Raw genomic sequence first — 12,050 nt, forward strand, 5'->3', positions numbered from 1 at the left:
GGGGGGGGTGGCCCTCGCCGGGGGGGGGCCTCGGGGCCGGGGCGTCTCGCGGGGGGGTTTCGGGGCCCCGCCCATCCGGAGTTCTGGGGGTCATCTCCGGGCGGACTGCTCGTCCTCGGAGGGGCCGGTCCTGCCCGGACGGGTGTCCGGCAGGGTGGGGAGGTTCGACGGGGTCGGGATCGCGTTGCCCTTGCCGGGCTTGGCCTTGCCGTCGCCGTTGCCGTTGGTGTCCTCGTTGCCGTTGGTGTTGCCGTTGGTGTTCCCGGTGCCAGTACCGGTACCGGTCCCGTTCCCGTTGCCCTTGCCGGGCTTGGCCTTGCCGTCGCCGTCGCCGTTGCCCTTCCCGGCGCCGGAGGGGCTCGGCTGCGGGCCGGTGCCCTGGTGGTCCCCGTGCTCCTGGCCGGGGGCGCCCTCGCAGTAGTCCTGGACCTCGTCCGCTCCGCCGGCCGCCGCGACCAGCGGGGCGAACAGCGGGTCGCCGGCCAGCTTCCCGGGGCGTTCGCCCTTGCCCGTACGGTCCGCGAAGCGCTGGCAGAGCGGGACCAGGGCGGCGGGCGGGGCGGGGTGCCCGGGGTGCTCGCCGGCCGTGGGGCCGTCGGGCGAGCCGGGGTCGGACGGGACGGTGCGGTGCGGGTCCGCGGGGGCGCCGATGGACGGCCGGGTGGGTCCGCCCGGGGAGGCGGAGCCGGAGCCGGTTCCGGTGGAGGTGCCGTGCGGGGAGCCGGACGGGCCGCCCGGGGCGGCGACCGCGTGCTCGGGTTCGGACGGGCCGCCGCCCAGGGCGGACGGCAGGTTGCCGGTGCCGGCGGCGACCGCGACCCCGCACAGCGCGGTGGCGCCGAGCACGGCGGCAGCGGCCTTCGTGCTGAAGGCCCTGGCCAGCGCGGCGGTTGCCATGGATCGTCTCCGGAGGGGTGTCACTACGGGGTCGGGCGTGAGACTCGCCTGCCGGAACGCGGCCAGGGCGGCCTCCTCCCCGGCCAGTTCGGCGGCCGTCGCCGGGGCGGCGCCCGCGGCCAGCACCCGGGCGAGCTGCCCGGGACCGTCCGGTCCGGTGAGCGAGGCGTCCTGCCCGGCCGACGGGCCGCCCACGGCACCGCCGAGCAGGTGCTCGGCGGCATCACGGTCGATCCGACGGGATCGGTTGGTGCTCATCTCATGTCCTTCAGCGTCGCGGCCCGGCGTTCTGTCACACCCTGCGGAGAAGTTTTTTCCGTGGGTTCCACGGCAGGTCGCCCCGCGGACTCCCGCGCCCGGGCCGGCGACCGTTCCCCGGCGGCCGCTTCGGCCCGGCGGGCAGCCGGCTCGGCCCGGCGGGCAGCCGGCTCGGCCCGGCGGGCGGCCGGGATCCCGGCCCCGGAGGCGAAGGGCTGGTCCAGCAGCTTGGCCAGTCGGCGCAACCCCCGGTGGGCGGCCATCCGGACGCTGCCGGCCCGCTTGCCGAGCACCCGGGCCGCGCTCTCGGCGTCCAGTTCCATGACCACTCTCAGCAGCACCGCCTCGGCCTGGTCGCGCGGCAGCCGGGAGATCAGGGCCAGCGCGTCGGCGGTGCCGACGGTGGCGAGGGCGGTGCGGGCGGTGTCGTCCCCGGCGGCCAGTTCGGCCAGGTACTCGTACGGCAGGTCGGCGACCGGGCGGCGGCGCCGGGCGCGCAGGTGGTCCATCGCCCGGTTGCGGGCGACGGTGGCGGCCCAGCCGCGGAAGCCGTCGCCGTCGCCGGAGAAGCCGCGCAGGTCGCGGGCGATCTGGAGCCAGGCCTCGGACGCGATGTCCTCGGCGTCCTGGACGTCCTCGGGCCGCCCGCCGACGAGCACCCTCAGGTAGCGCAGCAGGCCCGGCTGGACGGTCCGGAACAGCAGCCGGAACGCCTCTTCGTCCCCCTCCTGTGCGGCGCGGACCGCCTCGGTCAGGTCGGTGGGAGCGGGGCCCCCGCCCGGTGGTGGGCCGACGGAGGGTACTGGTCCGGACCGGCCGAGGGGGCTGCCGGTGCCCGCTCCGGGCTGTTCTGCACTCTGCACCCGCCACATGATGCGCCATCCGGGCCAACGGGTCGGCTCCAGTCGAAGGACCGGGCCGGACGGGGCCAAGGTCCCGTGGACGGCTGCCGTTCGCCCGCAGCCCCGGGACACCGCCCCTGCCTACCTTGTCGGTAGGCGAATCGATCCGGGCGCCGACCGCGCCCCGGACGCCGGGCCCGCCGACGCGCCCGACCCTCGCCGTGACCCCGCGCCGTGACCCCGCGACCCCGCCGCGCCCGTTCTTACGACGCCCGCCCGAACCCGTTCGGGCGGGCGCTTCCGGGCTGTCCCCGGCCGGAGCGGGGCCGGGACGACCGCACGACCAGCAGGGAAAGACCGCGATGACGACTGCCCACGAGCTCCACACGACGGGACTGCGCGAACACCTCGCGCCCGCCCTGCGCGCCCTGGGCCTCACCGGTCGGCAGCGGGCCTTCGTCCTGCCGGACGACACGCACCGGCTGCTGGTCGAGCTGGTCGAGCGGCCCGCCGCCGACCGGGTCGCCTTCACCTTCGGGCTCCGCGTGGTCCGTCGGGCCGGTGGCGCCGACGGAGCGGGCGGCGCTGACGGGGCCGGTGGCGGCGACGGAGCGGGTGGCGGCGGGACCGACGGGGAGCGGCCGGGCCCGGACGCCGGGGGCGGCGTCGAGGTCTGGCGGGCCCGGATCGGCGAGGTGCTGCCGGTCGGCGAGGACGTCTGGTGGGAGGTGCTGCCCGGGCCGCGCTGGCGGCTGCCGTTGGACGACGCCGTCGCCGCCGTCCGCGACTACGGCCTGCCGGAGCTGCGGCGCCGGGCCGCGGCGGACCTCTCCCCCACCGCCGGACCGTACCTCTCCCCCGCCGAGCTGGAGGACGTCAACGCCGCGCTGCTGACCGCCTCGGTGGCCCGGGTGCAGCGTGCCGAGCTGGCCGACGGGGCGCTGGTGCTGACCGGCGCCTGGACCCGGGGCGACGGGGTCGCCCGGACGGTGCTGGCCGGAGCGGCACAGGGCTTCCTGTCCGCCGGGGACGAACGGTTCCGCACGGTGCGGTGCCTGGACACACTCGGCCGGGAGCTGTGGGCCTTCGGCCCGACGCACCCCTAGAACGGCGCAGGTCGGCGGGGGTGTCACGGGCCGCACCGTGACAGCTGTCATGCGGATCAGGCAACGGACGGCACTGCTCTGACGGAGGGTCGGACGGCGAAGCTGGAGGCACGACGCGGGCAGCGGCCCGCGGCCACCAGCCGGGGAGGAACCCACCATGAGCAGCCAGACCGTCAGCGCCGCCGGCACCGTTCCCGCCACCACCACGCCCGCCACCGCCACCGCCACCACCGCCCCCGCCCCCGCGGACGGGGCCGCCGCCCCGGCGCCGAACCCGGTGGCCTCGGGGCTCCGTCCGCTGGTCCTCGACGTGGCCGCCCCGCTGGCGGGGTACTACCTGCTGCACTCGGTCTGCGGCCTCAGCGAGTTCGCCGCGCTGGCCTGGAGCAGCGTCTTCCCGGCCGGCCGGACCGTCCTCGGCCTGCTGCGCGAGCGTCAGGTCAACCTGTGGGCCGCGCTGATGCTGGCGGTCAACCTGGCGGGCCTGGCGCTCACCTTCGTCACCGGCGACGCCCGGATGATGATCGCCAAGGACGGTGGGCTGAGCGGCACCGTGGCGCTGGCGATCCTGGTCTCCGCGGCGGTCGGCAAGCCGGTGATGACCCCGGTGCTGATGCCCTTCCTCACGAAGGGGAAGCAGGACCGCGCCGCCGCCTGGCAGCGGCTGGTCGAGGGCCGGGCGGCGGGCTCGCGGGCCTTCCGCCGCCACGAGCGGGTGTTCGCCGGCATCTGGGGCACCGCGCTGCTGGCCGAGTGCGCGGCCCGGGTGGTCGGCGCCTTCACCCTGCCGGTGTCGACCATGGCCTGGCTGTCCACCGTGTTCCTGATCGGCGCGATCGCGGCCGGTTCGCTGTTCGGCCGGATCGCGGTCGACCCGATCGAGAAGCTGGTCGCCGCCGAGACCGGGACCCCGACCGCGGCCTGAGCCCCCGTCGGTGCGCCGCCGGGCACGCAGCCGGAACGCAGCCGGCACACCGTCGGTACGCCGTACGAACTGCCGGTGCCGAGGGTTCGAACGATCAGGAACCAATGGGATCTCCCGGGAGTCCATATAACGAGGGGATAACGGGATCCCCCGAGACGACCGACCGGGGAGCCCCACATGCGGACCGACGCACTGACCACCACCGAGGACCGCACCCTCGTCTGGGACGGCTGCCTGAACGTCCGTGACCTGGGCGGACTCCCCACCGCCTCCGGCCGCCCGACCACCCGCGGCGCGATAGCCCGGGCGGACAACCTGGACCGGCTGACCCGCGAGGGCTGGGACGCCCTCCTCGACCACGGTGTCCGCACCGTGGTCGACCTGCGCAACGCCGAGGAGTACAAGCCGCTCCTCCCGCTGCCCGACGGCGTCGAGCTGGTCCGCGTCCCGCTGGACGAACTGGCCGGTCCCGCCTGGTGGGCGGCCCACGGCCGACTGGACGGCACCCCGCTGGCCTTCCGCCCCTACCTGGAGCACTGCCCGCACGCCGCCGCCGCGCTGGTCACCGCGATCGCCGACGCCCGCCCCGGCGGCCTGGTGGTGCACTGCGGCGCCGGGCGCGACCGCACCGGCCTGGCCGCCCTGCTGCTGCTCGCCCTGGCCGGGGTCGACCGGGCCTCGATCGCCGAGGACTACCTGCTGAGCGGCCCCAACGTCCGCCCGCTGTACGGGATGCTCGGCCTGCCGGACCCGTACCGCCGGATCGACGCCGCGCTGGCCGAGGCCGGGACCACCGCCGAGGCCGCCCTGGCCGCCGCGCTCGACGGGCTGGACCCGGCGGGATACCTGCTCGCGGCCGGGGTCACGCCCGCCCAGGTCGCCGCCGTCCGGGGCCGACTGCTGCCCGCCGCGTAGGGGTCGCGGAGTTCGACAGGGGGCGGGCACAAGCTACCCGACGGTAAGCGTCAACCGATGGTTGACGATCCTCGGATCGACAACCTACGGTTGACGCATGGAGAATCCCGTTGTCCCCAACACCACTCCGCTGCGCCTCGACGACCTGATCGCCGCGATCAAGAAGGTCCACACCGACGCGCTCGACCAGCTCTCCGACGCGGTCATCGCCGCCGACCACCTCGGCGAACTCGCCGACCACCTCATCGGCCACTTCGTCGACCAGGCCCGCCGCTCCGGCGCCTCCTGGACCGACATCGGCCACAGCATGGGCGTCAGCAAGCAGGCCGCCCAGAAGCGCTTCGTCTCCAAGGGCCCGGGCAGCCCGGCCGACCTCGACCCCAGCCAGGGCTTCTCCCGCTTCACGCCCCGGGCCCGCAAGGTCGTGGTGGCCTCGCAGGAGGAGGCCCGCCGGGCCAACAACCCCGAGATCGGCCCCGAGCACATCCTGCTCGGCCTGCTCGCCGAGCCCGAGGGCATCGGGCTCAAGGCGCTCCTCGCCCAGGGCGTCACCCCGGAGGCCGTCCGGACGGCGACCACCGCCGCGCTGCCGACCGCCGTCGAGCAGCAGGTGCCCGCGCTGATCCCGTACTCCACCCAGGGCAAGAAGGCCGTCGAGCTGACCTTCCGGGAGGCGCTCAAGCTCGGGCACAACTACGTCGGCACCGAGCACATCCTGCTCGCCCTCCTGGAGTTGGAGAACGGGAAGGGCGTGCTCGCCGGGCTGAACGTGGACAAGACCGAGGCGGAGACCTTCGTCTCGGAGGCCGTCGCCGCCCTGATCGCCGCCCGGGAGGCCGACCCCGGGGCTCGGTGAGGACCGGCCCACCGACCGTGCCCCGGGGTGGACTCCCTTCCGGGGCACGGCACTTCGGCAGCTCGGCCTAGAAGCCGGAGACGTGGGTGGTGACGATCCGGACCCGGCCGTCGGCGGCCGCCTCCAGGGCCGCCCGCAGCCGGGCCGAACGGGCCGGGCCGAGCAGCTCCAGGGCCTCGTCCAGCGGGGCCCAGCGGTGGGTGTCCAGCTCGCCGGCCGGGACGGTCACGGGGGTGCCGTCCGGGACGGTGCCGAAGTCGAACATCAAGTGCTGGGCCGGGTGGTCGAGTTCGTTCGAGGGGTGGGTCCAGGAGATGGCCAGCAGGTCGCCGGCCTCCTTGACGATGCCGGTCTCCTCCTCCAACTCCCGCGCGGCGCACTCGACCGGGCCCTCCCCGAGGTCGATCGTCCCGCCGGGGAACTGCCAGTGCTCGCGGTACCCGGCCTTCACGATCAGGATCCGGCCGGACTCGTCGCGCAGCAGGCAGCCCGCCGCCGCGTAGATCCGGGGCAGCGAGGCCAGCCACTCCTCGCGGGATCTCAAGGGCTCAGCCGTCACGGTGTTCCTCCTGGGGCAGGGCGGTTCGGTCGCCCCCACTCTGCCACCGGGGCGCGGCCGCCACGCCCGCCGAGCAGCACGGCCTACTCGGCCGGGAGCCGGGCCGGGAGGCCGAACAGCGGGAAGAGCACGTCGGTGTCGAGGAAGTTGGTGAGCCCGGTGATCCGGCCGTCCGACACCTCCGGCACGACCAGCGCCCACGGCGCGTACCCGCCCGCCGGGCCCGGCCGGTACTGGGCGAGGGCCGGACCGCCGTTGGCCGTCACCGGGAGCAGCCGGGAGCCCCGGCAACCGTGCCCCGGGCCCAGCATCCAGGCCCGGACCTCGGCCGCCCCCCGCAGCCACATCGAGTACGGCGGCATGTTGAGCGTGACGTCCTCGTGGAGCAGTGCGGTCAGGCCGTCCATGTCGTACGCCTCGAAGGCGCGGACGTAGCGCTCCAGCAGGGCGCGGTGCGCCTCGTCCAGTGCGGCGGCCGGGCGGGCGGCGGAGGCGTCCGCGGCGAGCACCGCGCGGGCCCGCTGCAACGCGCTGTTGACCGAGGCGACCGTGACGCCGAGCAGTTCGGCGACCTCGGCGGCCTTCCAGCCGAGCACCTCGCGCAGGATCAGCACCGCCCGCTGCCGGGGCGCGAGGCGCTGCAGCGCGGCGACGAAGGCCAGCTTCACCGACTCGCGCCGGGCGGCCACCTCGGCAGGGTCCCCCGTCTCGGGGAGCACCCGGCCGTCCGGCGCGGGGCCGATCCACGTCACCTCGGGCAGCCGGACGTCGCTCGCGGTGGCCACCGTCACCGGACCGGCGAGGTCCATCGGGCGGGCCCGGCCCTTGCGGCCGTTCAGCGCGTCCAGGCAGACGTTGGTGGCGATCCGGTACAGCCAGGAGCGCAGCGCCGAGCGGCCCTCGAAGCCCCGGTGCCCGCGCCAGGCGCGGACCATGGTCTCCTGCACCGCGTCTTCGGCCTCGAAGACCGAGCCGAGCATGCGGTAGCAGTAGCCGGTGAGTTCGGTGCGGTGGCGCTCCAGTTGGAGCTCCACCGGCTCCTGCGTGGTCACGTCGGTCATGGTGCGCCCCCGTCGCCTCGTGCGTTCCGTTCGCCCCGTCGCGCCCCGTCGCGCCCTGTGCGTTCCGGGCGCCCCGCCGCGTCCTGGTGAACGGCTCGAACGTAGCGCACCCCACTGACAGTCGGCCGGTCAGCGGGGTGCGTGGTCGGCGCGGGGCCGGCTCAGTGGGCCGAGTGCTTCTCGGCGCCGCGGTGGCGGTGCCCCTTGAGTTCCGCGTGCATCGCCGGGGCGGCGTGCGGCATCGCGGAGGCCGCGTCCCGCCCGCCGTGGCGGAAGGCGTCGCCGGTCGGGCTCCCGGGGGCGGACAGCGCGCCGAAGGCGGGCTTCGGTCCGAGCCGGCCGGGCATCGTCGCCATGCCCCGGCGTTCCAGCAGTTCCTGGGTGCCCTTGCGGAGCTGGGCGGTGCTGCCCGCGGTTCGCTTGGTCATCGTCGGCCTCCCTTCGGCGGCCGCGGCCGGACGGATGCCGGACCGAGGGGCCGCTCGGGTGTTATGTCCGGATTTTATCCGGTCGACGGGCCGGTGCCACCGGAGCGGTCGGGGGCCGGCTCAGCCCATGACCTCGTGGACGTAGCACCAGCGCCAGTCCTCCCCCGGTTCGTAGGAACGGATCACCGGGTGGGAGGAGTTGTGGAAGTGCGCGGTGGCGTGCCGCTGCGGCGAGTTGTCGCAGCAGCCGATGTGGCCGCAGTCCAGGCAGACCCGCAGGTGCACCCAGTCCCGGCTGCCCCCGGCCAGGCAGTCCGCGCAGCCGTCGGTGGGCGGGGCGGGCTCGATGTCCCGGGGGGCCATGGCGAGGTCTTCGCAGGCGGTCATGTTCGAAGGCTATGACGGCTCCGGCCGGGCCGCCCGCTCAGACCGTTCGCTCAGGACCCGTCCCCGGACTCCACGGGCTCTGCGCGCTCCGCGGGCTCCGGAACCGGGCCGGCGGCCGTCCAACTGGCCAGCAGGGCCAGCCTCTGGGCGGTGGGCGAACCCGGCGCGGCGGTGTAGGCGACCAGCACCTGGTCCGGCGAGCCCTGGACGGCCAGGGTCTCGAAACCGAGGTCGAGGTCGCCGACCAGCGGGTGCCGGAGCAGCTTCACGCCGCTGGTCTTCTCCCGCACCAGGTGGTCGGCCCAGAGCCGGCGGAACTCCTCGCTGCGCACCGACAGTTCGCCCACCAGGGCGGCCAGGGCCGGGTCGTCCGGGTGCAGCCCGGCGTCCCGGCGCAGCTGGGCGACGGTCTCGGCGGCGACGGCGTCCCACTGGCGGTACAGGGTGCGGGCGGCCGGGTCGAGGAAGGCGTCCCGGACCTGGTTGAGCGGCGCACCGGGCTTTCCGGCCGCGGCGCGCTCGGAGAAGCCGTTCACCGCGTCGCCCAGGGCGTTCCAGGCCAGCACGTCCATCCGGCGGCCCAGTACGAAGGCCGGCACCCCGGCCATCAGGTCCAGCAGCAGCCGCGTCCCCGGGCGGACCCGCCGGTCCCCGCGGACCCGGGCTGGCGTCTCCTTCGGCGGGCGGTTCAGCGACCGCAGGTGCGCCGTCTCCGCCTCGTCCAGCCGCAGCACCCGGGCGACCGCGTCCAGCACCGCGTCCGAGGCGCTCCCGCCGCGGCCCTGCTCCAGCCGGATGTAGTAGTCCACGCTGACCCCGGCGAGCTGCGCCACCTCCTCCCGGCGCAGGCCCTGCACCCGGCGGCGGCCGTGCGCGGGCAGGCCCACCTCCTCCGGCTGGATCCGGGCCCGGCGCGAGCGGAGGAAGTCCCCCAGGGTGTTCTCCATGCCAGGCAGGGTAGCCCTGGGGCGACGGCCCGAGGGTGGTACTGCCTTTCCCAGGCAGGGACTTCCCGGGCAGGGACTTCCCGGAAAGCGCGGACCCGGGAAGAACGTGGCCCTGGGTAGGCGCGCGGCGGCGCCGCAGAGTGGTCGACGTCAGCAGGTCGAACCCCTCCAGGAGTCCCCGATGAGCTACCCCGCCCTCGCCACCCGCACCGCCGTCGTCACCGGAGCCGCCAGCGGCATGGGCGCCGCCACCGCCCGGCTGCTCGCCGCGAACGGCGCCCGGGTCGCCCTGCTCGCCCGCCGCACCGGGCGGATCGACGCGCTCGCCGCCGAGATCGCCGCGGCCGGCGGGCAGGCCCTCGCCGTCACCGCCGACATCACCGACCAGGCCTCGGTCGACGCCGCCGCGAAGGCCGTCCACGCCGCCTACGGCCCGGTCGACCTGGTGGTCAACAACGCCGGGGTGATGCTCGCCAACCCGCTCGCCGACGGGCGGATCGACGAATGGACCCGGATGATCGACACCAACCTCACCGGCGCCCTGCGGATCGTCCGCGCCTTCACCGCCGACCTCACCGCGGCCGCCGCCGACGGCCGCACCGCCGACCTGGTCAACGTCTCCTCCATCGCCTCGCACGTCTCCTTCCCCGACTACGCGGTGTACGGCGCCACCAAGGCCGCCCTCACCCAGCTCTCCACCGCCCTGCGCACCGAGTTCGGCCCGCGCGACGTCCGGGTCAGCGCCGTCGAGCCCGGCCTCACCGAGACCGAACTCGGCGAGCACATCGACAACCCGGTGCTGCGCGAACAGCTCGGCGGCCTGTTCGCCGCGATCCCGGCGCTCGGCGCGGACGACATCGCGGACCTCATCGCCTACACCGTGAGCCGGCCCCGGCACGTCAACCTGCGCCACCAGGTGGTGCTGCCGACCCGGCAGGCGTGACGCGGGCGGGCCCGGGGCGCGACGGGGGCGGGGCACGACAGGGGCGGGGCGCGACGGGGGGCCGGGGCGCGACGGGGGCGGGGCGGGGGCGGGGCGGGGGCGCCGAACCCGCGCCCCCGGCCCACGGGCGGCATGGGAGCATGCCACCCGTGGCGATCGTGACGGGGAGAACGAACGGCGACACCGGCGGGGGCGGCACCACCACCCCGGCCGGACGACCGGACAGCGACGGGGAGATACCCGGGCAGCGGCATGCCGACAGGGCCGCACCCGGCCGACCGGGAGGCCCGGGAGGCCGGCGGCGACGGGCCCGCCCGCTGGCCGAGGCCGGCCGGGTCCGACAGCCCGTCGCCCTGATCCGGCTGCTCACCGGCCTGATCACGATCGCGCTCACCCTGCTGCTCGCCGACTACGCCCGCGCCACCACCGGCGGCATCGCCGCCCACGTCGCCGGGGCCGCCGCGCTGGTCCCCAGGCCGCTGGCGAACCTGGCCGGCGGGCTCACCACCGCCGCCGTCCTGCTGCTGCCCGTCGGCCTCGCCGTCCGCCGCCTGCTCGGCCCCGACCGGCGGCGCGCCCTCCAGCAGGTCTCCGACGGGCTGCTCGCCGCCGTCATCGCGTACGGCGCCACCCTCGCCCTCGACCTGTGGGCCGACGACCTCGCCCCGGCCTCACTGCTCACCGCCCTCACCCAGCGGCTGCCCGCCGACGCGCTCGCGCACACCGAACCCGTCTACGGCTACCTGGCGCCCGTCCTCGCCTTCATGACCGCCTCCGCCAGCCGCGAACGGCGCCTGCCCTGGGCCGTCCTCACCCTCTCCGGCCTCGCCGGACTGGCCGGCGGGTACGCCACCCCCACCGCCCTGCTGCTCGGGCTGCTCATCGGCTGGACCGGCGCCCACGGCACCCTGTACGCCGTCGGCACCCCGGACCCGCGGCCCCGGCCCGGCGAAGTGCTCCGCGCCCTGCGCGACAGCGGACTGCGACCGGTCGAGGCACTGCCCGCCGGACCGGACCGCTACCGGGTCCGGCAGGCCGACGACCGGCCCGAACTCGACGTCCAACTGCTCGACCGGCAGGCCGTCACCGCCGCCGCCGTCCAGCGCGCCTGGCGCCGCCTGCGGCTGCGCACCGCCCCCCACCCGCGCGCCCTGCGCTCACCGCGCACCGGGCTGGAACACGAGGCCCTGGTCACCTACGCCGCCCTCGCCGCCGGCGTCCGCACCCGCCGGATCGCCGCCACCGCCGGCCTCGGCCACGACACGGCCCTGATCGCGTACGAGCACCTGGCCGGACGCACCCTCGACCGGCTCGACGACGAGGAGATCACCGACGGGCTCCTCACCGACGCCTGGGGCCAGCTCGCCCTGCTCCAGCGCCGCGAGATCGCCCACCGCGCCCTCGTCCCGTCCTCACTGCTGGTCGACGGCACCGGCGCGGTCCACCTGGTCGACTTCGCCGACGGCGACATCGCGGCCAGCGAACTCGTCCTGCGCTGCGACGTCGTCCAACTGCTCACCACCCTCGCCCTGCGGGCCGGCGCCGACCGCGCCGTCCGCACCGCCACCACCGTCCTCGGCCGCGACGCCCTGGGCGCCGCACTCCCCCTCCTCCAACCGATCGCCCTCGCCCGCTCGACCCGCCAGGCGCTCAAGCGCCGCCCGGGCGCCGGTCCGGCGGGGGCGGGGGCGGAGGCCCCGGAGGGGGGCGGCCACGGTGCGGTCGCGTCGACACCGGGCGCGTCGACACCGGGCGGGCAGGCGCCGGGCGACGCGGCCGGCGGTGGGCAGCAGACCGGGCAGCCGGTGGTCCCGGACGGCAGCTCGGGCAGCGCTGCCGTCCCCACCCGGTCGTCCGCCGCTCCGGCGGTCGGCCGGGTCGGGGCCGGGGCGGCGGGGCGGGGGGCCCGCTCGGCGGCCGCGGCGT

At 76.4% G+C, this 12,050-nt stretch carries 11 protein-coding genes and 2 pseudogenes; 6 read left to right on the forward strand and 7 right to left on the reverse strand.

Going from position 1 to position 12,050, the window contains the following annotated elements:
• Positions 1-90: 90 nt before the first annotated feature.
• Together ACFWXO_RS36005 and ACFWXO_RS36010 are read right to left on the reverse strand one after the other, a co-directional pair.
• Positions 91-1,155, reverse strand: a complete 1,065-nt coding sequence (locus ACFWXO_RS36005) for a hypothetical protein (protein ID WP_380529387.1) — start codon at positions 1,153-1,155, stop codon at positions 91-93.
• Positions 1,152-2,027 (reverse strand): RNA polymerase sigma factor, encoded by an 876-nt coding sequence (locus ACFWXO_RS36010; RefSeq protein WP_380529389.1) that lies wholly within the window; start codon positions 2,025-2,027, stop codon positions 1,152-1,154. The genes ACFWXO_RS36005 and ACFWXO_RS36010 overlap by 4 nt, the downstream gene beginning before the upstream one ends.
• Before the next feature lie 332 nt (positions 2,028-2,359).
• Here ACFWXO_RS36010 and ACFWXO_RS36015 point away from each other — a divergent pair, with 332 nt between their 5' ends.
• From ACFWXO_RS36015 to ACFWXO_RS36030, 4 genes are all read left to right on the forward strand, one after another.
• Positions 2,360-3,103: a hypothetical protein gene (locus ACFWXO_RS36015; protein WP_380529391.1), complete on the forward strand. Its 744-nt coding sequence runs from the start codon at positions 2,360-2,362 to the stop codon at positions 3,101-3,103.
• Positions 3,104-3,260: 157 nt separating this feature from the next.
• Positions 3,261-4,028: a VC0807 family protein gene (locus ACFWXO_RS36020; protein ID WP_380529392.1), complete on the forward strand. Its 768-nt coding sequence runs from the start codon at positions 3,261-3,263 to the stop codon at positions 4,026-4,028.
• Positions 4,029-4,205: 177 nt separating this feature from the next.
• Positions 4,206-4,943: a tyrosine-protein phosphatase gene (locus tag ACFWXO_RS36025; protein ID WP_380529394.1), complete on the forward strand. Its 738-nt coding sequence runs from the start codon at positions 4,206-4,208 to the stop codon at positions 4,941-4,943.
• A 97-nt stretch (positions 4,944-5,040) separates the two neighbouring features.
• Positions 5,041-5,799 (forward strand): Clp protease N-terminal domain-containing protein, encoded by a 759-nt coding sequence (locus tag ACFWXO_RS36030; RefSeq protein ID WP_375887470.1) that lies wholly within the window; start codon positions 5,041-5,043, stop codon positions 5,797-5,799.
• A gap of 67 nt (positions 5,800-5,866) precedes the next feature.
• Here the strand turns inward: ACFWXO_RS36030 and ACFWXO_RS36035 are convergent, their stop codons facing one another.
• From ACFWXO_RS36035 to ACFWXO_RS36055, 5 genes and pseudogenes are all read right to left on the reverse strand, one after another.
• Complete coding sequence (locus ACFWXO_RS36035) at positions 5,867-6,358, reverse strand: NUDIX domain-containing protein (RefSeq protein ID WP_380529396.1); 492 nt, start codon at positions 6,356-6,358, stop codon at positions 5,867-5,869.
• 83 nt (positions 6,359-6,441) lie between these two features.
• A pseudogene (locus tag ACFWXO_RS36040) lies at positions 6,442-7,449 on the reverse strand (sigma-70 family RNA polymerase sigma factor); the annotation flags it as partial.
• A 131-nt stretch (positions 7,450-7,580) separates the two neighbouring features.
• On the reverse strand, positions 7,581-7,847 hold the full coding sequence (locus ACFWXO_RS36045; RefSeq protein WP_380529398.1) for a hypothetical protein: 267 nt from the start codon (positions 7,845-7,847) through the stop codon (positions 7,581-7,583).
• A 120-nt stretch (positions 7,848-7,967) separates the two neighbouring features.
• Positions 7,968-8,234, reverse strand: coding sequence for a UBP-type zinc finger domain-containing protein (locus ACFWXO_RS36050; RefSeq protein ID WP_375887480.1), 267 nt, complete (start codon positions 8,232-8,234; stop codon positions 7,968-7,970).
• Between the two features lie 50 nt (positions 8,235-8,284).
• Positions 8,285-9,181 (reverse strand): helix-turn-helix transcriptional regulator, encoded by an 897-nt coding sequence (locus tag ACFWXO_RS36055; RefSeq protein WP_380529400.1) that lies wholly within the window; start codon positions 9,179-9,181, stop codon positions 8,285-8,287.
• A gap of 181 nt (positions 9,182-9,362) precedes the next feature.
• On the opposite strand from ACFWXO_RS36055, the gene ACFWXO_RS36060 reads away from it, so the two are divergent.
• Together ACFWXO_RS36060 and ACFWXO_RS36065 are read left to right on the forward strand one after the other, a co-directional pair.
• A complete protein-coding gene (locus ACFWXO_RS36060; RefSeq protein WP_380529402.1) occupies positions 9,363-10,124 on the forward strand; it encodes an SDR family oxidoreductase in 762 nt (253 codons plus the stop codon).
• 149 nt (positions 10,125-10,273) lie between these two features.
• Positions 10,274-12,050, forward strand: a pseudogene (locus ACFWXO_RS36065) (TIGR00374 family protein); the annotation flags it as partial.

It is taken from the genome of Kitasatospora sp. NPDC059088 (assembly GCF_042738155.1).
GTDB lineage: Bacteria > Actinomycetota > Actinomycetes > Streptomycetales > Streptomycetaceae > Kitasatospora.

Bases quoted from the DNA above. Each gene is read 5' to 3' on its own strand.
- ACFWXO_RS36010 (WP_380529389.1), bottom strand. From the start codon at position 2,027: ATGTGGCGGGTGCAGAGTGCAGAACAGCCCGGAGCGGGCACCGGCAGC.
- ACFWXO_RS36020 (WP_380529392.1), top strand. From the start codon at position 3,261: ATGAGCAGCCAGACCGTCAGCGCCGCCGGCACCGTTCCCGCCACCACC.
- ACFWXO_RS36025 (WP_380529394.1), top strand. From the start codon at position 4,206: ATGCGGACCGACGCACTGACCACCACCGAGGACCGCACCCTCGTCTGG.
- ACFWXO_RS36060 (WP_380529402.1), top strand. From the start codon at position 9,363: ATGAGCTACCCCGCCCTCGCCACCCGCACCGCCGTCGTCACCGGAGCC.
- ACFWXO_RS36030 (WP_375887470.1), top strand. From the start codon at position 5,041: ATGGAGAATCCCGTTGTCCCCAACACCACTCCGCTGCGCCTCGACGAC.
- ACFWXO_RS36005 (WP_380529387.1), bottom strand. From the start codon at position 1,155: ATGAGCACCAACCGATCCCGTCGGATCGACCGTGATGCCGCCGAGCAC.
- ACFWXO_RS36015 (WP_380529391.1), top strand. From the start codon at position 2,360: ATGACGACTGCCCACGAGCTCCACACGACGGGACTGCGCGAACACCTC.
- ACFWXO_RS36050 (WP_375887480.1), bottom strand. From the start codon at position 8,234: ATGACCGCCTGCGAAGACCTCGCCATGGCCCCCCGGGACATCGAGCCC.
- ACFWXO_RS36055 (WP_380529400.1), bottom strand. From the start codon at position 9,181: ATGGAGAACACCCTGGGGGACTTCCTCCGCTCGCGCCGGGCCCGGATC.
- ACFWXO_RS36045 (WP_380529398.1), bottom strand. From the start codon at position 7,847: ATGACCAAGCGAACCGCGGGCAGCACCGCCCAGCTCCGCAAGGGCACC.